Source organism: Vibrio sp. OPT41, from assembly GCF_015163595.1.
GTDB lineage: Bacteria > Pseudomonadota > Gammaproteobacteria > Enterobacterales > Vibrionaceae > Vibrio > Vibrio alginolyticus.
Genome location: NZ_JADDYH010000036.1, coordinates 150724 through 172393, shown reverse-complemented (window position 1 = coordinate 172393; position 21670 = coordinate 150724). Strand labels below are relative to the sequence as shown.

Here is a 21670-nt window from a genome sequence, read left to right as displayed (position 1 = left end):
TACTTTTTATTTCGCAATAGTCAGATAAATACGTTCATCTACCCCTTTAGGGTAGTTTGAAATTGTAATTGATTTACATCATGTATTAATTTTCTTTCACAATTAACAATGAGCTCAGTGATAAGAACCTAACCCTTAGGAATTATAATGAGCAAGTTGAAGCTAGTAGTCATCGGTAACGGTATGGTAGGGCACCGTTATATTGAAGACTTAGTCGAGAAAGCTGATATGTCTAATATAGACATTACGGTTTTCTGTGAAGAACCTCGTGTCGCATACGACCGTGTGCACCTTTCCTCTTACTTTTCTCACCATACTGCAGATGAACTTTCTTTAGTAAAAGAAGGCTTCTACGAGAAACACGGTATTAACATGCTGATCGGCGAACGCGCGATTAACATCAACCGTGAAAACCGCATTGTTTACTCAAGCACTGGTCGCGAAGTTCAATACGACAAGCTGATTCTTGCTACTGGCTCATTCCCATTTGTTCCACCTATCAAAGGTCACGAAAGCAAAGACTGTTTTGTTTACCGTACTATCGAAGATCTTAAAGCGATCGAAGCGTGTGCGAAGAAGAGCAAATCAGGCGTTGTTGTCGGTGGTGGTCTGCTAGGTCTTGAAGCTGCGGGCGCATTGAAAGCACTAGGTGTAGAAACACACGTTGTTGAGTTCGCACCAAAGCTAATGGCTGAGCAACTTGACCTTGCTGGTGGTAACCAACTTCGTCAAAAGATCGAGCGTATGGGTGTGAACGTTCACACCAGCAAAAACACGCTTGAGATTGCGGCAGAAGGCACAAACGCACGCAACGTTATGCGTTTTGCTGACGGTTCAGAGCTAGAAACAGACTTCATCGTATTCTCTGCAGGTATTCGTCCACAAGACAAACTAGCACGCCAAATGGAGCTAGAAGTGGCACCTCGTGGCGGCGTTGCTATCAACGACCATTGTCAGACTTCTGATGAGAACATCTACGCGATTGGTGAATGTGCGTCTTGGAACGAAATGTTCTACGGCCTTGTTGCTCCTGGCTACAAGATGGCGACAGTTGCTGTTGATCACCTACTAGGTAACACAGAAAGCAAATTCGAAGGCGCTGACATGTCTGCGAAGCTGAAGCTTTTGGGCGTGAAAGTAGGCTCTATCGGTGACGCAAACGGCCGTACTGAAGGCTGTAAGAGTTACGTTTACCAAAACGAAGAGCAAGAAGTTTACAAACGTCTTATCGTTTCTGAAGACAACAAGAAACTGCTTGGCGCGGTTATGGTTGGTGACACCTCTGACTACGGCGATCTGCTTCAACTTATGTTGAACGAAATCGACCTACCAGAGCACCCAGATGCGTTGATCCTTCCTGCACACGCAGGCGCTGAGAAACCAGCACTAGGTGCAGACGCTCTACCAGAAAGCGCAGTGATTTGTTCATGTTTCGACGTGACAAAAGGCAAGATCGCACAAGCGGTTGCTGATGGTCACCACACATTGGGCGACATCAAAGCAGTGACTGGCGCAGGTACAGGCTGTGGTGGTTGTATTCCTTTAGTGACGTCTGTTCTAAATGCTGAGCTTGCTAAATCGGGTATCGAAGTGAAGAACGACGTGTGTGAGCACTTTGCATACTCACGCCAAGAGTTGTTCCACCTAATCCGCATTGAAGAGATCAAAACGTTTGATGAGCTTCTAGAGAAATACGGCAAAGGTTACGGCTGTGAAGTTTGTAAACCACTGGCTGGTTCTATCTTGGCTTCTTGCTGGGGTGAGCACATTCTTAAGCCACAACTGGTTAAGCTGCACGACACGAACGATAACTTCCTAGGTAACATCCAAAAAGACGGAACTTACTCTGTTATCCCACGTATGGCGGGTGGTGAAGTAACACCTCAAGCACTGGGTGCGCTAGCGAACGTTGCTGCGGAATACAACCTATACACCAAAGTAACCGGCGCTCAACGTATTGGTCTGTTTGGTGCTCAAAAAGACGATCTTCCAGAGATCTGGCGCAAGCTTATCGATGCTGGCTTCGAAACAGGTCAAGCGTACGCAAAAGCACTTCGTATGGCGAAAACATGTGTGGGCTCTACTTGGTGTCGTTACGGTGTTCAAGACTCTGTTGGTCTAGGTTCTTACATCGAGAACCGTTACAAAGGCATTCGTACACCTCATAAGATGAAGTTCGGTGTTTCTGGCTGTACTCGTGAGTGTGCGGAAGCACAAGGTAAAGACCTTGGCATCATCGCGACTGACGCAGGTTGGAACATGTACGTATGTGGTAACGGCGGTATGAAACCTCGTCACGCAGACCTACTTGCAAGTGACCTAGATAAAGAAACGCTGATTAAGTACATCGACCGCTTCATGATGTTCTACATCCGTACTGCTGCGCCACTACAACGCACATCAGTTTGGATGGAAAACATGGAAGGTGGCGTTGACTACCTACGCGAAGTGATTGTTAACGACAAGCTTGGCATCAACGCTCAACTAGAAGCTGACGTAGCGAAGCTTGTAGACGAGTACGAGTGTGAGTGGACTGCGACCATCAACGACGAATCACAACTGACTCGTTTCGCGCACTTCATCAACTCTGACAAGCGCGATGAAAACGTCGTGTTTGTACAAGAGCGCGAACAGCACCGCCCAGCAACCTTCACGGAAAAACACCCTGAAGCGAAAGGCGACATCCTACACGTAGCGATCACTGAAGCATAAGGGAAGTTTGATTATGTCATTTGAAAAGATTTGCCAAATCAGCGACATCGTACCGGGCACTGGCGTTTGTGCTTTGGTTAATGGTCAGCAAGTTGCGGTATTTCGCCCAACACAAGCAGAAGAAGTGCTGGCGATCAGCAACACAGACCCGTTCTTCCAATCAAACGTGCTTTCTCGCGGTTTGATCTGTGAGCACCAAGGCGAGCTTTGGGTGGCAAGCCCACTTAAGAAGCAGCGCTTTAACCTGACAACAGGTGCGTGCATGGAAGACGAACGTTTTAGCGTGAAAGCGTACAAAACGCGTGTAACCAACGGCGAAGTAGAAATCTCTGCGTAAGCTTGGTTTTCATTCCCTCCTCTTAGGGGGAGGGAATGAACTGAAACCTAGATTTAATAGACAAAGGCTTTCCAAGCATCATCTCAGGGGAACAGGGAAGCGAGGTGTTGTAGACAGCGTTCAGGTGTCAACGGGAAGCCTTTCTCTATTCAATCTTTAACTTTTTAACTTTTTAACTTTCAATTTTGGATAAGGACACATTCATGTCTACTGATTTTAAGCCTGCAGAATTCGTGCAAACCATGATCAATGTTGGTGAAGCGAAAACCAATACAAGCACGCGAGATCTTCTGCTTCGCGGTACGATGGCTGGCGTTATTCTTTCGCTTGCGGTGGTGGTTGCTATTACCGCGATTGTACAAACGGGTATCGGCCTTGTAGGAGCACTTGTTTTCCCCGTTGGTTTCGTAATTCTAAGTGTGATGGGGTATGACCTAGTGACCGGTGTTTTTGGTCTAGCGCCTCTGGCTAAGTTTGCTAACCGTCCGGGCATCACTTGGGGTCGTATCTTCCGTTGTTGGGGTCTTGTAGGCTTGGGTAACCTTATCGGTTCTCTGATCGTTGCTTACCTAGTGGCTATCTCACTAACAGGTAACTTCTCTCTAGAACTGAATGCAGTAGCGAAGAAATTTGTGGCTGTTTCTACCGCGCGTAGCCTTGGTTTTGAAAACATGGGTATGGACGGATGGATCACATGTTTCGTACGCGGCATCTTCTGTAACCTAATGGTATGTCTAGGCGTTATCGGCAACATGACAGCACGTTCAGTATCTGGTCGCGTAGCAATGATGTGGTTCCCAATCTTCATCTTCTTCGCTCTAGTATTCGAGCACACAGTAGTAAACATGTTCCTATTCCCACTAGGTATGATTCTAGGTGCGGATTTTGGTATCGCGACTTGGTTGAACTTCAACCTTATCCCAACCATCCTAGGTAACATTGTTGGTGGTCTAGTAATGACTTGTATTCCACTGTACCTAACTCACGCTAAAACTGCGCCTTCTATCAATGCTGAAGAAGAAGTAAAAGCGCAACCTGCAATGGCTAAATAACCATTAACGGGTAATTCGCTTAATATGGTCCCGCTTCTGGATGGGCGGGACTATTCTCTAACTAGATTTCAATTTTTAACTTTCACTTTCGCGACATATTTTATTGATTTAGCTATAAAAAGTAATAACTCCTTAGAGTGGTTTTAGCCCTAAGTGCATAACGCGAGTGTTACTCTTTATATCTAAATTTTTCGATAGGCGTTGATATGACTACTGCTCACTCATCTTTAAACAGCGGCTTTGTTTCTCTTGTTGGTGCAGGTCCAGGTGATCCTGATTTGCTCACAGTAAAAGGCTTAAAAGCCATTCAAGCGGCTGAAGTTGTTGTATACGACCGTTTGGTGTCGAAAGACATTCTAGAATTGGCTCATGCATCAGCAGAGATGATCTACGTAGGTAAAAAATTAGACTTTCACTGTGTGCCTCAAGATCAAATCAACCAAATCTTGGTGCAGAAAGCACAAGAAGGTAAGCGTGTTGTGCGTCTGAAGGGCGGTGACTCATTTATCTTTGGCCGTGGCGGTGAAGAGTTAGAAGAACTAGCGGAATTTGGTATCAAATACGAAGTGGTTCCGGGTATCACAGCAGCAGCGGGTGCAACGGCTTATGCTGGTATTCCATTAACACACCGCGACCATGCGCAAAGCGTTCAATTCATCACTGGTCACGTACAAAAAGATGGTCGTGAGATTGAGTGGCATTCACTGGCGCAATCCAACAACACGCTTGTGTTCTACATGGGTTTGAAGCAAAGCGGCCACATTATGGATAAGCTGATCATTCACGGCTTAGATCCTGAGATGTCATGCGCCATTATTGAAAACGGTACGCGCCCGGAGCAGCGCGTGTTCCAAGGAAAGTTGAACGAGTTATCGAGCATGGCAGAGCAAGCTGTGAGCCCAGCATTGATTGTGGTTGGTAGCGTTACTCAGCTGCACAACAAATTGGATTGGTTCGCAAAGTAATACTGCCCAGAAGTGACTATATTTTACAGGGGCTTTGTTGCCTCTGCATTTCTTGCTTACGCATAGGCATTTGATCAATGAGGTTGTTGATAAACGGCCAGTCTGTTTCTGCGCCCCAACGGTGCTTTTCTAGACCATCTTTACCAAGCAAAATAGCAGTATGAGAACCTTTTTCGACCGCATAAAGACGAGCTAGCATTTTTAGGTCGAACTCTTCTTTAAGCCAAGCAGGAAAAGTATAACCTTGTTCTGTAATGACCAGTGTGACGACATCTCTGTCTTCCAACTCACACTCATTCATAAGTGTTTCTAGCAAGAATTGTTTGACGTATTCATCATTTTCTGGCGCAAAGTAGAGCACACTTCTATGTGGCCAGTATTTGGAGTGCGCTGGATAACCAAATGCTGTCGATGACAAGATACAAGAAAGCAGTATCACTAGTAACTTTCCGCCCATGACAGTTCCCCTAGAAACCCAAATAACTTTTTATACGTTAAGTTTAGTGGAATTGGCTCATTGTGCTTTTTCCAAAACTGGCATAGGGTAGGCAGCAAATAAATTGAGCGTAGAAATAGATGAGTTCGGAAAGCAAACAAAAAATCGCCATTTTGGTTGATGTACAGAATGTGTATTACACCTGTCGCGAAGCGTATCGAAGCAATTTTGATTACAACCAGTTTTGGTATGTCGCCACACAAGGGAAAGAGGTGGTAAGTGCTCGTGCTTATGCCATCGCGAGCAATGATCCCAAGCAACGTCAGTTCCACCATATTCTTCGTGGTGTTGGATTTGAGGTGATGCTTAAACCCTACATCCAGCGTCGTGATGGCAGCTCGAAAGGCGATTGGGATGTGGGTATTACTCTCGATGCAATTGAAATTGCTCCCGAAGTTGAGGAAGTGATTCTAGTTTCGGGAGATGGAGACTTTAGTCTGCTAGTAGAGAGAATTCAGCAGCGCTTCAATAAAACGGTGACCGTTTATGGTGTACCTAAACTTACATCTCAAACTCTGATTGATTGTGCCGACAATTTTGTAGCGATTGATGACGATTTCTTGCTGTAGTTAATAGTGCAATAAAGAAAGGCGAGTCACTCAGGCTGTACGAAAATGTACAATGACTCGCCTCTAATTTATCGTTGATTTGGCTAGTTACGAAGGAATGATCATTTGCCCTAGCAAGTAACCCAAGCAACACGCACCAATCACGCCGATTAAGCCCACAGACATGAATGAGTGGTTGAAGTACCACTTACCAATCTTAGTTGTGCCCGAGGTATCGAAGTTCACAGTCGCGATATCTGAAGGGTAGTTGGGAATAAAGAAGTAGCCGTATACCGCTGGCATCAAGCCGATAAGCAGCGCAGGTTCCAAACCTAAGCCGAGACCAACAGGTAGCATCATGCGAGCCGTTGCAGCTTGAGAGTTCACCACAACCGACACAATGAATAACGCAAGCGCGAATGTCCAAGGGTAGTTGGTTACCATCTCTACGATGCCAGATTTAAATTGAGGCATAGCGTACTGGAAGTAGGTATCTGACATCCATGCAATACCGAAGATAGCAATCGCCGCCACCATACCAGATTTAAATACCACGCCATTTGGTACGTCGCGCGGGTCAGTTTTGGTCGCAAGCAAAATGATACCGCCGAAGCAGAGCATCATCATTTGAATCACAACGGCCATGCTGATTGGCTTCGAGCCATCTACGATGGTACGAATGTCTGGCCACATCGCGATAACGACGATAACCAAGATCGATGCAATGAACAGCAATACAGAGTTACGAGCACTTGTTGGTAGTACTTCATCAAGAGACGTTGCAGTTGTGTTGAGGATTTTTTCTCTCCACACAGGATCTTTCAAACGCTCTTGGTATTCTTCATCGTCGTCTAGCTCTTTACCACGCTTTAGGCTGTAAAGTGACATCAACAACGTACCGAATAAGGTTGCAGGCACAGTAACGAGCAAAATTGAGAGCAGAGTGATCTCGTGTTGAATATCAGAGAGTTGCGCCAAGTAGTAAACTACGGCCGCTGAAATTGGCGAGGCTGTGATTGCGATTTGAGACGCGACAGAAGCGGCAGCCATAGGACGCTCTGGACGAATGCCGTTTTTAAGCGCAACGTCGCCAATGATTGGCATGATAGAGTAAACCGCGTGACCTGTACCAAGTAGGAAGGTCATAAAGTAAGTCACGAACGGAGCAATAAGGGTGACGCGTTTTGGGTTCTTACGAAGCACACGCTCGGCAACTTGCAGCATGTATTTCAAACCGCCAGCGGCTTCAAGAATGGAAGCACATGTTACCACCGCTAAAATGATCAACATAACGGTGACAGGAGGAGAGGTTGGCGGCATCTTAAAGATGAATACTTCAATCACCAAGCCAATTCCGGATACGACCCCAAGGCCGATACCACCATAACGTGAGCCGATATACAGCATCACGAGCAAAAATAGAAACTCAAGATACAACATGTGGATTTCCTTATTCAAAGCAGAGGGCTACATAGCCAAATTACCTCTTTGTATTGTCTCGATATTCAGAAAGAAAATACTTCATGTTGTTCACAATCCGCTGGATAAGAAACAGCAATATTCAATTATTGGCAATAACTCACGCTACACCGGGAAACTGTTAACACAGTTTTATCAGGGTGTTTTTATGCTGTGTATTTTTGCGATCATGTGAGCGTTAAATGCGAAGAGGTTTAAGAGTTTGTTGCTATTCATCGCATACGTAACCAGACCTTACAGCTTCACAGAACTCGGAAATACATTCATAACTAACCCTAAGACTGCTTCTTTGTTATGAAAACGCAAAGGATAATAGTTTGCATTGCGATTGGTGCTTGGGTATAAAGGTGTCAGAATGACTACACCAACAATAAGCCATCATGTCTGAGCAATTTTTCCCGCAACTGTTTCAAACTTCGAGTGAGATTACACCTTACCTACACGGTGATATCGGCGAGATAGGGCAAGAAGCTATCCATATCGAGAATGATATCAACCCGATCATCCAAGGCCTTTACCAGCAAATCTCGGAGGCTCATCCGGAAGCGGGAAAAGCATATTGGTTGACAAGAACGTGGGATTTACTTTGTTGGCAGCCAGTTTATGTCGCATTCATCTCTATTTACGGTTACCACACGTTGCCAAACATTCGCGAGATAGCGCAGCACCTCAAACCTTGTTTTGTTTCTGGGTACCGATTCGCCGACGAAGCGCATATACATGGCGAGCCAGAAGCGTTGATAAAAGAGGCGGGGCGTCAAATCCGAGAACTGTTCGACTTCTATCAACAAGAGATGAGTCAATGGACACGCATTCGTCCTGGCTTCACCCATCAATTGATGTCGGACGGAATCATGGCTTGTTTAATTCGTCTCCAACAGCGCTTTCCGCAAATGACTAACTCGATACTTCAGGAGCATGCGGTCTTGTGGCTAAGCGCAATGGGTTTGGATGTTGATAATAGCCGCTCACTTCATGAGACGGAATCTGATCAGCCGCTAAAGTTAGTAAGAAAAAGTTGTTGTTTAGTCTATAAGTGTGAAGGCAGAAAGCTTTGTGCAGATTGTCCTCGTTTAGAGGAAAATCGACATCTTATGAGCAAGAAGGTTCTTAATTAACATTTATTTAACTTGTGTAACAGTGCTCGATTTGAGAGTGAGAATAAGTATCATTGCATGCTCTTGTTGACAACAAAAAGATAAATACAATGATGAAAAGGACGTTTTCTTTCAATCTCATCGTACTTGCGATGAGCAGTGGATACGCAGTTAGCTCAATAGCAGCAGAAAATCTTCAACAAACATCGACTCCGAGCGATGAGCAATTGGTTGTTGTAGGCAGTGTGATGCCGAAATCGATCTCCGATATTCCAGGAACGGTTTGGTTTGTTGGCCAAGAAGAGATTGCTCAGCAATATCGTGCGGGCAAGACACTGGGTGATATTCTTTCTGCGACCATCCCTTCTTTAGACGTCGGCACCGGTGGTCGAACTAACTATGGTCAGAACCTTCGCGGTAGAGCAATGTTGGTAATGATTGATGGTGTCTCGTTACAGTCTTCTCGCCCGATTAGTCGTCAGTTAGACGCAATAGACCCATTCAACATCGAGCGAATTGAAGTACTATCTGGTGCAACCTCCATTTATGGGGCAGGCGCTACTGGTGGTGTTATTAACATTATCACCAAGAAAGCGTACTCGGATGACTTGTCGTTTGAATCCTACATGAGTGGCACTACAGGTTTTAATAGCAGCGATGACTTTGATTACAAACTCGCTCAGTCTATCTCGGGTGGTAATGAGCGAATTACCGCTAGAGGTTCGGTTGTGTACACCGAGACACAAGGTGCATTTGACGCAAATGGCGACATTGTCACCCCAGACATTTCACAGGGCTCTTTGCAGTATAATTCAACGCTCGATGTTATGGGATCGACCGAGATTCAAATCTCCGATGCCAGCAAGTTAAACCTTGTCGCACAATACTATGACAGCCAGCAAGATTCGCCATACGGTTTGTACATTGTTAACAATAAATTTGTAGATGTACGAGAGGGGTTCGATTCCGACCGTGAACATGGTACAGAGCGAGTTCTCTTAAGTGCGAACTACGCTCACGACAGCGTATTCGGTCATCAACTGATAGGCGAGTTATCTTACCGTAGTGAAGACCAAACCTTTACTCCTTATTACCAAAGTGCCTCTCAACAAAAAACAGAAGTTTTTGCTGGGCGCTTAGCGTTAGCTAAAAGCTGGGAGTCATTCAAACTTGTTTATGGTGTCGATGCGTACTTAGACCGTTTTGAAAGTAACCAGGCTCTGTTCGATCCAACCATTGCGAACAGCTCTGGGAACTTAATTAATCGAACCTATGCCGAAGTGGGGCGTTACCCAGATGTTGATGTGGCGTCTTACGCAATGTTTGTCCAAGGGGATTACCAAATCAATCAAGATTGGTCAGTACAAGCAGGCTACCGCTACCAATACATGGACAATAAGATTGATGATTTTGTTGCCTATAGTATACAAAAGAAGATCGCATCGGGTAATGGTGTATCAGCGGATGCGGTACCAGGTGGCAGCACTGACTACTCTGTGAGCTTATTTAATTTGGGCACCATTTATCAGCTTAACGATGAATCTCAGCTTTGGGCGAACTTCTCTCAAGGTTTCGAACTCGCTGATCCTGCAAAGTACTACGGCCAAGGTAGCTACGATGCCGCGGATGCAAATGGTCACTACGCGTTGAACAATAGCATTAATGTATCTGACTCAAAAATGTCGGGCATCAAAACGGACAGCTATGAAATTGGTTACCGATTAGATACGGATACTGTCGCACTGCAAGCGGCGGGTTACTACTCGGTTTCGGATAACTCAATCAAGTATGACAAGAAGACGCTCCTAATCACCAATGTTGATGACGAGCAACGTGTATACGGTGCCGAAGCAAACATTAACTACTGGGTAAACCGTGATATTTTGTTAGGTGCATCAGGTCACTATGTGGTTTCTGAGCTTAAAACCAACGGTAAGTGGGAAGATCTAAGCGCGGGTAAAGCAAGTACATCAAAAGCGAACGCGTGGGCGGCTTACTATCAGGATGGCTATTCAGTACGTTTACAAAGCCAGACGATGTTTGATTACGAAGATGACGCAAACAATAAACTAGATGGATACACTACGTTTGATCTTCTTGGTAACGTAACACTACCTATCGGGCAGTTAGGTTTTGGTATTCAAAACCTATTTGACGAAGACTACACAACCGCTTGGGGACAACGTGCGCAGATTCTTTATGCAGCACACTACGATGCAGCAGCGTACGACTACAAAGGAAGAGGTCGCACATTCACACTGAACTACAGTGTCGAATACTAAAGCTAACTCTCTCCGAATATCAAAAAAGCCGCTTGAAGCGGCTTTTCTTTTAGGCTTGATCTGTCTGCGCTGTGTCTACAACGTTTTCCGTGTGTTCTGAAGTTTGGTTTTGTTCTTCAGCTTCCATTTTCGCGCGTTCAGCTTTGGAGATATAACGCGGCTTATTGCTCTTATGTAGCTTAGCGTTATGCTTCTTCTGCTTCGCTTTCAAGATCTGATTGATTTTCTTCTTGCGGTTCATGGTGGTGGTCCTTTAATTTAGCGAGGCAGGATAGTTACTTTTTTATCAAGTTACAACTAAATAAGCGCCGGTATCGGTCGCAAAATTCAAGTACGTTCCTATGTCCAATCATCTATCGCGTTTTAATGGAGCCCAAATGAAAACACTGTACACCGAACGTTTGATACTGCGTCTTGTGAGTGTAGATGATGCACCATTTATACTAGAACTTTATAACCACCCAGACTTCTACCGTTTTGTCGGAGACAAACAAATTCGTACCGGATATGAAGCGGCGCGTTACATAAAAGAAAACATGCTACGCATGCAACAAATTAAAGGCGTGAGTTTACTCGTTGTAGAGAAGAAAGAAGATGGGCAACCCATCGGGATTTGTGGGTTGGTTAAACGTGACACATTACAACACTATGATCTCGGATATGGATTTTTACCTTCCGCTTATGGCTTCGGCTACGGAACGGAGTCTGCAACCGCAGTGCTGGAATACGCTAGAGAGGAAATGAAACTCGATAATTTGGTTGCCATCACCAATAATGACAATATTCGTAGTATAAGTTTGCTCAAAAAACTGGGCTTTGAGTTTGAACGAGTTGAGCAGCAATATGATAATGGCCGCACGTTAGAACTTTACACAATGATGTTGTGATTTTTGGATAGCGCATGAGCGATATTTTACTTGGCAAACTCGCCACTGAATTTAAGACAGTAAAAGCCATGGTAGAGGTTTACTGTCATGACCATCATGGAACAAAACGTGACTTATGCTCAGAATGTCGTGAGCTGCTTGAATACGCAGAAGTGCGCCTCGACCGCTGTCCTTATGGAGAGAATAAACCGACGTGTAATAAATGTCCGATTCACTGCTACAAACCAGAGCCGAAAGAACAAATGCGTTTGGTCATGCGTTACTCTGGCCCCAGAATGTTACTGAAACATCCCATCTTGGCGGTTCGTCATTTGCTTCATGAAAAGCGAATGGTACCGGAAAAGCCTGCAGCGAACGCGTCAAACCGTCACAAGCGTTTATCTAAACAAAAATTCGAAGAATAAAAAAACGAGGGCGACATGCCCTCGTTTTCGTTGAGTAGAAGCGGCGTGGTTAGAGGCCAGCGGCCATACGCTGCTTGGTTTTGCTCGCAGCAAGTAGCATGTATACGCCAGTCGCAACCAAAGCGGCAAACAAGTAGCCTAGCAAGCCGTGTTCTTGGCCCATGAATTTATCAGCGACAACAGGACCAGCAACAGAGCCGATGCTGTAGCTAAACAGCATGACTTGTGTCGCAGAGACAATAAAGCGTTCATCAAGACCTTCGCAACCTAAGTTGATTGCAATCGGGTACAAAGCAAAAGTAGCTGCACCTAAAAAGAATAATGCAGCAGCCAATACCACGGCTGACGAGGAAATAAACGTCATACCGATCGAAAAAATACCCAAAATACAGAAAAACGCCATTAGCACTGTGCGGCTCATGTATTTGTTTAACGCGGTCACCATTGGTTGAACTAGCATGCCACCTAGAATCACTAGCGCCATCAATGTACCAATGTCTTGATGGCTAATTTTACGGTTAGTTAACTCAACTGGCATTAATCCGTAGATCGCGCCTAAGGTCAAACCTGAAACAACACAACCAATAATTGCTGCATGGTTTAGTTTGGCAATTTGCTTAAATGATAAAGCGGTTGATTCATGGCTGTTTGGCTGCTCACACTCAATGAACATTAGCACCAGCATCGCCATTAGGATCAACGTCGTGATCGCAATAAACGGAACGCCGCCACTTACGCCAAGCACGCCAATACCAAACTGGCCTAATGCTGAACCACCATAAAGCGATAGCATGTACAAGCTCAAACGTTTCGCACGCGATGCTTCGTCTCCAGACATTAGCCAAGACTCAACAATGACAAAAACACCAGCAACCGCGATCCCCGCAATAAAGCGAGCGGCAAGCCACATCAATCCGTTAGCAAACACGGGTAGTGTGACGATAGTTAGCGAAAATACGGCCAAGCAACCAATAAACGCGTTACGGTGACCAACTTGACGTACGATACGTTCAATAAAAATAGCTCCGGTTAATAAGCCGCCATAAAACACACTCGCCAACCAACTCGCGTAATCTGCTGAGATGTTGTATTCACCGAGCATGAGAGGGATCAAGCTCATTAAATAGCCCGAAGCCACCGCATAAAGAGACAGTGCGACGACTGGAACTGTAACTCGTGGTGATGCTGCAGGAACGACTGTGTTTTCCACTGTTTTGCGCCTATAAGTTAAATGAAATCTAAGGGTTATTCGGCGCGAATATGAGGCTAATAGTTAGGCAAGTAAAATGATAAATTTAAGTCGTTTCGATAAATAATATTTGTTACCTAGATAGGTTGATAAGTTGCATAAAAACGCCAACCTACAAACAAGGTTGGCGTGGAAGATTATTTAGTAAGTGCTTGATTTAACCATTGATCGAATTGAGTTTTAGGTAACGCACCATTGATCATATCAACGCGTTGACCATTCTTGAAAACCATAATGGTAGGAATACTGCGAATACCAAATTGCGTCGCAAGTTGTTGTTGAGCTTCGGTATCAATCTTAACAAAACGAGCCGTTCCGGCTTGCTCATGAGCAACATCAGAGAAAACAGGAGCAAAGCCAACGCACGGGTTGCACCATGGGGCCCAAAAATCTACTACAACAGGCATATCACTTTGTAATAGAGCAGAAAAGTTATCTTGTGTACCTTCGATAGGCGAGCCGTCTAAAAGTGCACTTTTACATTTACCGCAAGTTGCAGATTCGGCAACGCGCTCATTAGGGACACGATTTAGACCGCCGCACGAAGGGCAGCGAGTTTTAAACGATGACATGACTTCTTCCTTTATTACGTATTGATGAAAACATGACTTACCAGTCAGCCTCATTATTTGTATACTTATTTTTTAACCTGCCGAAATAACGCAGCGCAGGTTTGTATTTGAGCCTAAGGTTCTAAGAAATTTTATTAAAATACAACAATAAATAGGTCTGCGATGACAAATTACTACGCTGAAATTACAGGTTGGGGGAAATGTGTTCCGCCAGCCGTGCTCTCTAACGATGATCTTAGCACTTTCCTCGATACTTCCGATGAGTGGATTCGTACCCGCACTGGTATCGAAAACCGCCGTATTAGTCATGTAAACACGTCAGACATGGCGACCGTTGCTGCTAAACATGCATTAGCTCGAGCAGGCGTCGATGCAACAGACGTGGATTTAATCATTGTGGCGACTTGTTCACCAGATTCATTGATTCCAAATATCGCGTCTAAGGTACAGCAGAACCTAGGTATTCGTGCAGCCGCTGCCTTTGACTTAAATGCCGCATGTACGGGATTTGTCTATGGCCTAGAAACGGGCACACGTTTGATTCAATCAGGTAACTATCGTAACGCGATCATTATTGGTGCGGAAAGATTGTCTTTCTACATCGATTGGGCAATGCGAGATACCGCTGTTCTATTTGGTGATGGTGCGGGCGCCGTTGTGTTATCAAGAACGGAAAAAGAAACGGGTTTACTACAGTCTCAAATCGGTTGTGACGCAAAAGGCCGCGATATTCTGTCCGTACCAAAGTTTGGTACTTGTATGGATCGCTTTGCGGAAGACAACGGTTACTGGGATTTCAACTTTGTAGGACAAGAAATTTTCAAACGTGCAGTAAAAGGCATGGGGCTAGCTGCGAAAACCGTACTGAAAGCATCACAGTTAACGACGGAACAAATCGATGTTGTGATTCCGCATCAAGCGAATATTCGTATTATTCAAACCTTGTGTGACCTGTCTGGAATTCCACACGACAAAGCGTTTGTTAACATTCAAAACTATGGCAATACTTCAGCTGCGACCGTGCCAATTGCATTGTGTGAAGCGGTAGAGCAAGGTCGAGTTAACCCAGGTGATAATATGCTTCTTGCTGCGTTTGGTGCAGGTTTGACATGGGGTGCGGCAGTATTGAAATGGGGTGACCGCGTAACGCCAGTTTCTGAAAGTGATGCGGTTCTGCCTGAATGTGAGCAATCCGCGTTAGAATTACTTGAGCGTGCCATTAAGCTGTGTAATGAACGCCGTCGCGACGAGGTGTAACGGACACTCTGCAAACATAAGATGAGTAAGGGAGCGCGAGGCTCCCTTATTTGATGATGCGTTCTACAGCTAACCTGTAAAATATCTTAAGCCATAAAACCCAGGTTTGAATGAGTAAAATTACGGATGTTCGGGAAGACGTATTCCAGTGCAGCGTTATCACTCACGCCCATCCACTGTGCTAGTGTTGAACCAACTTGATCAGCGGCAATTTTGGGTATGAGTCGGCCTTGAGAGTAATCATCGTTTCCGCCCAGTATTAGTTCCGGCCATGTACCGATAGGTTGTTTCCCATTTACCGCGCCTCCAATTAATAGTTGATGGCCACCCCAGCCATGATCAGTACCATTTCCGTTGCTCATCATCCGTCGACCGAAGTCAGACATAGTGAAAGAGGTGACTTGCTTGTTTAGCCCTAACCGTTCGACCGCACGATACATTGCCAAAAGGTTTGTCGCGAGATCCTCAAGTAACACTGGATGACGTGCCAGTTGCGAATCGTGTAGGTCATACCCAGAGTGTTTAACGAAAAAGACTTGTCGTTGCTGCTTCAGGACATCTTGGCTTGCTATCAATTTGTACACGGTTTGCATCTGCTTGCCGAGCGTCGATGACGTAAACAGCGGCTCGTCAGCAATGTGGTTGAGTTGCTCGCTCAGTACACTGCTCATTACCATCGACTCATCAACCATCAAATTAAAATGACCATTAAATGGATTGTCAGTTTGATGAGAGAGAAGGCGATCATAGATCCCCTTGTATAGCGGGTTATCAATCGCGGTAAGCTGAACTGCGCGATCTTTTTTCAGGACGGTTTGGCGGTGTTCCATTGCCCGTAACCAAAGCGAGTTGCCATGCACACTGTATAGCGGTGTTATTTCTGATTCAGAGTTTAATACATCCAACATTCTGCCAGCCCAACCAAGATTTTTAGACTCACTCATTCCACCAAGTAACCAAGCGTCTGTTTGAGAATTATGAGAAAACAGTTGCTCGGGAAGTGATGCTTCATCTTGCTCAATAGCTTGTTTGGTGACGGGGTGGTTGAGAATGCCACTATTGAGCACGATGCTGGCATCGCCTTGTTCGAAAACGGAAGTCAACGCATTTAACTTTGGGTGTAAGCCGAGCTTCACTGGGTGATTTGAGCTATCGACAGCACTCAAATTGATAGGGAGTATGTCTTCTTTGGCGACAGAGAGTGGCCCTCTGACTTTGGAATATTGACGATAGTGCGCCTCCGATAATGGCAGTATGGTGTTGAATGCATCGTTTCCGCCTGCTAAATACACACATATTAATGCTCGAAAGTCATTGGATGGCGCTGCGAGAGAGTAACCTGGCAGACTAAGAGAGGCTAGTGCGCCCATCGATAGCGTGCTTTGTATAAAATGTCGTCGTGAAATATCCATAATTCACTCCTAATCCTGAATATAGAATTCGTCGCCAGAAATGGCGGTAAATATCACTAGAGCGAGTTTTGTTGTTGGCACATAGTCACCACGATAATCATTCAGGGCGGTGAGCATGAGCTCTTTCAATTCAGCAGAAGCCGTTCCAGCAAAGAAACGCTCGTTAACCAATTCGACTAAGGCACGGTGATCGTCCAGAAGAAGATAAAACTCGTTAAGATCGAAGTGGTAGGAATCACCACCTCCTCTACGAGTGCTGGTTAACATATAGTTGACCAAATCGGTATAAACAGACCAATTGAGAAGTTCATACTCTGGAGAGTTAATACCAGACTCCGTAAACTCGTTAGACGGCTGATAGTCTGGAGAGTAAAAATTAAACACGGAAGGAGAACGAAGCGGCCCTTGATTAGCGATGTTCATCATCGTTGTTGCGTCTTCGTAACGTGATCCTTTAACCGTAAAACCTGATGCTCGATGAAAATTAGTCAGGACCAGTATCGGTTCTTTCACTTTTATAGGCGGGGTATCCGTCATCCCTAATGCTTCAGGGTCGAGCAATATGGCTCGAACAACGGCGGTTAGATCGCCTTTTTCTCCTTCCCCATTGTTGTTAAATATCGTAGCAACACGCGCGACGTACTCTGGGCTTGGATTTGAACTGACCAAACGTTGGATAAGTAACTTTGAAACAAATGGAGCAACATTTGGGTGAGACATCAACATATCAATCACTTTTGAAAGCTCTTCTTGTGCGGTTAGACCCGATGGGATCACGTTCCCTAGAAATCGCTTCTCGCCGGTGTCGTGTCTTTGACTGATAACTCGCATCGGTTTCACGAATGCGATGTCGGAATTTTTCCATCCAGTTAATGCTCGCGCGAGCTCTTGAATATCAGTTTGATTGTACGTGGGGATAGGTTTGCCTGTTGCGTGGTTTAGCTTTTTACTGCCATCTAAATTGAGTTCATACAAACCGATAGTGAATAACTGCATTAACTCTCGAGCAAAGTTCTCATCGGGAAGCGTTCCTGTCCCACTATTTTCTTTTGCACTACCGAGCATAGACAAATAGCTCCCCATGACTGGATGGATGGAAACGTCATACAACAGGTCTCGGTAGTTGCCAAACGCATGCTCAACCAACAGATCGTAGTAATTCACTAACCCTGTAGGTTTGCTGGAAAGAACGCCGCCATAACGAGAAACGACTACGATCTGACTCAATGCATAAGCCGTTCGCTGTCTGAGCTGATCTTCAGCAGTAACAACAATCTGATACCAAGCATTTTCTCGGTTTGACTGTAGGCCTTTAGAAAAAGGCGTTTGATAAAGTGGTTGATGGTAGGTTGCTGGCAGGTTGATTTGTTTCTGTATCCAGTCCCCTAACCCGTTTTCCCTAACCTCATTAATTAACGCAGGAGTTGGTCCAAAAGAGGTTTGATAGAGAAAACGCGCAACGGTTTGATCGGATGGGGATTGCTGTATTTGTGCTGATACATTAGACCCATGGCTCAGCAATAAGATAGCCAATCCTAGTACCCAAGCAGAGATTTTATTTAGCTTCTGACGTCTCATAGTTAACTCGCTTACCCGAAGTAACGATTTAAGTCCATTTAACGGGAGTTATTAAGCTCTTTTGAGCTGTTTAGTAAATTTATGAAAATCAAGCAGCTGCATAGGCGAGTATAGTAGCAATAAGTGGTGAACAAAAAACTCAAACGATGAATTTGGTACTATAGTGCTAGAATTTTTTGATGCTATTTTTTCTAAGATACTGATATTAAATATGGCCAATGAAGAGTGACAAGCAGAGGTATCGCAATGGATATAGAAGGGGGACAGCTAAAGTACTGTTAACAAGAGATTGGTATGTTTGTTAAGGCTTAAGTTAGTTTCAAGAAATTATTGAGCCAATAAATAAAGTCCATTGGTTTGCACAAGAGAAAACCACACGGATGTTCTCTTGTACAAAGCAACAAAGGTTATTTTCGGGCAAGCTTATGGTGAGCACGAGAAAAGTGATCGGCACAAAATGCGCCCACAATCGAGAGTTCGCCAGCCAGACAAAGCGAAGCTGCGACTTCGGCTAACGCTTTCGCATTGCCGTTGCCGTGCAAACCCAAAATATCCAAACATGCTTTTTGCGTTGGAAGGCCAGTACCACCGCCAACCGTTCCCACCATGATGTTTGGCAAGGTCACGCACGCGTACAAGTTGCCTTGAGCGTCCACATCCATACGAGTGATTCCAATGGCAGACTCTGCAACGCAAGCGGCATCTTGACCACAAGCAATGTAAAGCGCGGCAAGGGCATTTGCGTAATGCGCGTTGACGCCAATTGTCCCGCTGAGTAAACCACCCACCGTGGTCATTTTGCCAAATTGAACCATAGACTCCGGCGTCGTATGCAGATATTTTTCCACCAACTCAGCAGGAATGGTCACTTCGGCGGATACTTTCTTACCGCGTACCGAGCGCAGTGTGTGTGCGTTTGGTTTTTTGTCGCCTGATAAGTTGCCATCCAAGAATGCTTGAATTGGTTTGATTGGGCTGGTCGCCAAAATATGATGGAACACTTCGTTTGTTGCGATGGTCACCATGTTTTGTCCGGAAGCGTCACCAGTCACGTATTCAAAGACCAAATAAACGTGGTTTCCTTCGATATTTACATTGATGTCTTTGAGTTTGCCATGTGAGGTGGTGGATTCCGCAATTTGACGAAATACGTCAAACTGGGTCACAACCCAACTGACGAACTGGCCGGCGTCAGCAAGGTGATTAAAGGCGAATACTGGTGTTCGGCTCACCCCTTCACTTAGTAACAATGCGCTCGCGCCACCAGCGGCGGTGATAAGATTTGCGCCACGGTTGTAGGAAGCGACTAACGCAGCTTCTGTCGTTGCGAGCGGAACCAAAAAGTCATCGTTCGCATACAAACCGTTGACGCGCAAAGGGCCTGCGATGCCGACCGGCACATTGACAGTACCAATGAAGTGCTCGATGTTGTTGGAGTAAGCGTCGCAATGTGACTGTGTGAAAGGATCAAGAAGATGATCTTTATTGGTCACTTGTTCCAATACTTGCCAACGGCGCGCCAAATGCTTATCCGATAGGCCAGGGCTTAAGCAGAGACGTTTCTCTGGCTTGTGAAACTTCGGTTCTAATGCCGATTGAATCTTACTGCTGGTTTCGATATCGGAAAGGGCGGAGCTTTGAACAGGGTTATCTTGGTTTAACTTCGGCATACAAACGTTAACTGAAAAATCGAACCAGAGATTGTAGTGATTGAGGCTTTGATTACAACGTTGATTATACGTTTTGCAACAAATACCACTGTGCAAGCGCCTTTATTATCCAAGTGATTTGATATTGGAGCGGCGAATTTACTGGAAATAAATGGGTTTTGACAATGAATGTTGCAGTGAATAGAGGAATCTATGGTTCTTAGAGAACTTAGATGGTTTAGACCGCAGCGGCTTTGAGTCGATAAGGTGTAAGAATGAGTGTCTTAAAACCGGACAGGCTCAATCTATGAGAGGAATAAGCTGTCTAACCCAGTCCCTTGGGTCAGACGCTAGCTTGAATCCGTTATCCAGAAGTTAGTTAAAGGTGCGAGCCACACGTCCCGCACTTTGAATACGGTAATGGCCAACGTAAGCAGGAACAAATACCGATTGTCCTTTCGCGGCGGTTAACGTCTCACCGTTATCACTGATGAGTGTCAGGTCGGCATCAATCGCCATCAAAATCTCTGCGCTGTTAGCCTCAATCACTTCATTGTTCGGTTCGTTAAGAATGCTGAAACTAAAGTCTGCCACTGGAACGGGGTAAAGGCTTTGGCAACCATTGGCATTGGGTTCTAGAACAAGGCCGTTAAACGGCTTAGGCACAAAGTCTGTGCATTTAACCAGTTCTTCAACATCCATATGTTTCGGCGTGAGTCCTGCACGCAAAACGTTATCTGAGTTCGCCATGATCTCTAATCCCGTACCTTTAATGTAAGCGTGTGGCGTTCTTGCGCTCAGGAACATCGCTTCGCCAGGTTGCAGCGTGATGACATTCAACAGTAATGGCGCAAACAAGCCGACATCGCCAGGGTATTGAGTGGATAGATCCAAGATGAGCTGGAAAACGTCGCTGTCAGTGCCTTGCTCCGATTGACGTGAAGCGTGGGCAAGAAGCTGTTTCAGTGCTCGCTCTTTTGTTTCTCCTTCCATGGTAAGAATGTGCACAAAGAAATCGCGTAAACCTTGTGAGTTGATTTCGCGTTTGAATGTGTCAAGAGGCGCGCGTAGCTCATCGATATCGCAAAGGCTAAATGCCTCAATAATCTCGGCATACGAGCGAAAACCGTTCATGGCTTGGTAACTTGTCAGCGCGTACACCAACTCAGGTTTGTGGTTTGGATCCTTGTAGTTACGATGGCTTGCGTTTAGTGGGATCCCGGCACTTTGTTCTTTTTCGAAGCCTATTTCGGCATCTTGTTTGCTTGGGTGAACTTGAATCGACAGTGCATGTTCGGCCGCTAAGATCTTAAACAGAAAGGGCAGGTCGCCAAATTTCGCTGCGGTTTCTGCTGATAAGTAAGCGGGTTGGTTTTGTTTGATCAGTTCAGACAAAGGCAGCGTGTTTTGCTCAATCTGAACTTCAGAGCAGCCGTTTGGGTGAGTACCCATCCATACTTCTGCTTGAGGCTCATTCGTTTCGTTAGAAAAGCCAAACAAATCGTGAATAGAAGAGGTGCTTCCCCAAGCGTAGTTTTGGATTTTGTTGTTCATTTGAAAGAAGCTATGCGATGAAATAGTGTTCAAATTCATGAATTTTTCCCATAGTTAACCCTCCGAACTGAATCGGAAGAAAAATTGAGCAGAGATACGTTAAATAAGGTGGGCGAGCGCGGTTAGGTCACTCGCCAATT

At 45.2% G+C, this 21670-nt stretch carries 19 protein-coding genes; 10 read left to right on the top strand and 9 right to left on the bottom strand.

The genetic code is table 11. The features are described 5' to 3' along the window. Positions 1–147: 147 nt before the first annotated feature. The 4 genes from nirB to cobA all read left to right on the top strand — a co-directional run bounded on the left by nirB (position 148) and on the right by cobA (position 5066). Positions 148–2712: a nitrite reductase large subunit NirB gene (nirB, locus tag IQP38_RS15100; protein ID WP_193837704.1), complete on the top strand. Its 2565-nt coding sequence runs from the start codon at positions 148–150 to the stop codon at positions 2710–2712. Between the two features lie 13 nt (positions 2713–2725). Then, on the top strand, positions 2726–3049 hold the full coding sequence (nirD, locus tag IQP38_RS15095; protein ID WP_054575426.1) for a nitrite reductase small subunit NirD: 324 nt from the start codon (positions 2726–2728) through the stop codon (positions 3047–3049). A gap of 203 nt (positions 3050–3252) precedes the next feature. Beyond that, on the top strand, positions 3253–4101 hold the full coding sequence (locus IQP38_RS15090) for a formate/nitrite transporter family protein (protein ID WP_005387971.1): 849 nt from the start codon (positions 3253–3255) through the stop codon (positions 4099–4101). 206 nt (positions 4102–4307) lie between these two features. After that, positions 4308–5066, top strand: a complete 759-nt coding sequence (gene cobA / locus IQP38_RS15085) for a uroporphyrinogen-III C-methyltransferase (RefSeq protein ID WP_136976402.1) — start codon at positions 4308–4310, stop codon at positions 5064–5066. A gap of 16 nt (positions 5067–5082) precedes the next feature. On the opposite strand, the gene IQP38_RS15080 is transcribed toward cobA, so the two are convergent. Then, entirely contained in the window at positions 5083–5523 is a 441-nt protein-coding gene (locus IQP38_RS15080; RefSeq protein ID WP_017820187.1) for a DUF4174 domain-containing protein, read from the bottom strand. A gap of 119 nt (positions 5524–5642) precedes the next feature. On the opposite strand from IQP38_RS15080, the gene IQP38_RS15075 reads away from it, so the two are divergent. Then, positions 5643–6131 carry an NYN domain-containing protein gene (locus IQP38_RS15075; RefSeq protein WP_005387978.1) on the top strand — a complete coding sequence of 163 codons (489 nt, stop codon included), beginning with the start codon at positions 5643–5645 and terminating at the stop codon, positions 6129–6131. Between the two features lie 87 nt (positions 6132–6218). On the opposite strand, the gene IQP38_RS15070 is transcribed toward IQP38_RS15075, so the two are convergent. Then, positions 6219–7550: an anaerobic C4-dicarboxylate transporter gene (locus IQP38_RS15070; protein ID WP_005376060.1), complete on the bottom strand. Its 1332-nt coding sequence runs from the start codon at positions 7548–7550 to the stop codon at positions 6219–6221. 419 nt (positions 7551–7969) lie between these two features. Here IQP38_RS15070 and IQP38_RS15065 point away from each other — a divergent pair, with 419 nt between their 5' ends. Next, entirely contained in the window at positions 7970–8707 is a 738-nt protein-coding gene (locus IQP38_RS15065) for a siderophore ferric iron reductase (protein WP_193837703.1), read from the top strand. An 89-nt stretch (positions 8708–8796) separates the two neighbouring features. Then, positions 8797–10968: a TonB-dependent receptor gene (locus IQP38_RS15060; RefSeq protein ID WP_193837702.1), complete on the top strand. Its 2172-nt coding sequence runs from the start codon at positions 8797–8799 to the stop codon at positions 10966–10968. A 49-nt stretch (positions 10969–11017) separates the two neighbouring features. Here the strand turns inward: IQP38_RS15060 and IQP38_RS15055 are convergent, their stop codons facing one another. Continuing rightward, complete coding sequence (locus IQP38_RS15055) at positions 11018–11209, bottom strand: DUF2986 domain-containing protein (protein ID WP_042520968.1); 192 nt, start codon at positions 11207–11209, stop codon at positions 11018–11020. A 136-nt stretch (positions 11210–11345) separates the two neighbouring features. Between IQP38_RS15055 and IQP38_RS15050 the strand changes: the two genes are divergently transcribed. Together IQP38_RS15050 and IQP38_RS15045 are read left to right on the top strand one after the other, a co-directional pair. Continuing rightward, a complete protein-coding gene (locus IQP38_RS15050; protein ID WP_193837701.1) occupies positions 11346–11855 on the top strand; it encodes a GNAT family N-acetyltransferase in 510 nt (169 codons plus the stop codon). A 14-nt stretch (positions 11856–11869) separates the two neighbouring features. Next, positions 11870–12259, top strand: coding sequence for a nitrous oxide-stimulated promoter family protein (locus IQP38_RS15045; protein ID WP_054575964.1), 390 nt, complete (start codon positions 11870–11872; stop codon positions 12257–12259). A gap of 49 nt (positions 12260–12308) precedes the next feature. Here IQP38_RS15045 and IQP38_RS15040 read toward each other — a convergent pair whose 3' ends face one another. Continuing rightward, positions 12309–13469 (bottom strand): MFS transporter, encoded by a 1161-nt coding sequence (locus IQP38_RS15040; protein ID WP_033907039.1) that lies wholly within the window; start codon positions 13467–13469, stop codon positions 12309–12311. Between the two features lie 176 nt (positions 13470–13645). After that, a complete protein-coding gene (gene trxC, locus IQP38_RS15035; protein ID WP_005387991.1) occupies positions 13646–14080 on the bottom strand; it encodes a thioredoxin TrxC in 435 nt (144 codons plus the stop codon). Positions 14081–14242: 162 nt separating this feature from the next. Between trxC and IQP38_RS15030 the strand changes: the two genes are divergently transcribed. Beyond that, positions 14243–15337, top strand: a complete 1095-nt coding sequence (locus tag IQP38_RS15030) for a ketoacyl-ACP synthase III (protein WP_053349917.1) — start codon at positions 14243–14245, stop codon at positions 15335–15337. An 86-nt stretch (positions 15338–15423) separates the two neighbouring features. Here IQP38_RS15030 and IQP38_RS15025 read toward each other — a convergent pair whose 3' ends face one another. The 4 genes from IQP38_RS15025 to manA all read right to left on the bottom strand — a co-directional run bounded on the left by IQP38_RS15025 (position 15424) and on the right by manA (position 21569). After that, positions 15424–16749 (bottom strand): DUF1501 domain-containing protein, encoded by a 1326-nt coding sequence (locus IQP38_RS15025; protein ID WP_104976075.1) that lies wholly within the window; start codon positions 16747–16749, stop codon positions 15424–15426. A gap of 9 nt (positions 16750–16758) precedes the next feature. Next, a complete protein-coding gene (locus IQP38_RS15020) occupies positions 16759–18327 on the bottom strand; it encodes a DUF1800 domain-containing protein (RefSeq protein ID WP_104976076.1) in 1569 nt (522 codons plus the stop codon). A gap of 407 nt (positions 18328–18734) precedes the next feature. After that, positions 18735–19997, bottom strand: a complete 1263-nt coding sequence (locus IQP38_RS15015; RefSeq protein WP_104976077.1) for a hydroxymethylglutaryl-CoA reductase — start codon at positions 19995–19997, stop codon at positions 18735–18737. A 354-nt stretch (positions 19998–20351) separates the two neighbouring features. Then, positions 20352–21569 (bottom strand): mannose-6-phosphate isomerase, class I, encoded by a 1218-nt coding sequence (gene manA, locus IQP38_RS15010; RefSeq protein WP_193837700.1) that lies wholly within the window; start codon positions 21567–21569, stop codon positions 20352–20354. Between the last annotated feature and the right edge of the window lie 101 nt (positions 21570–21670).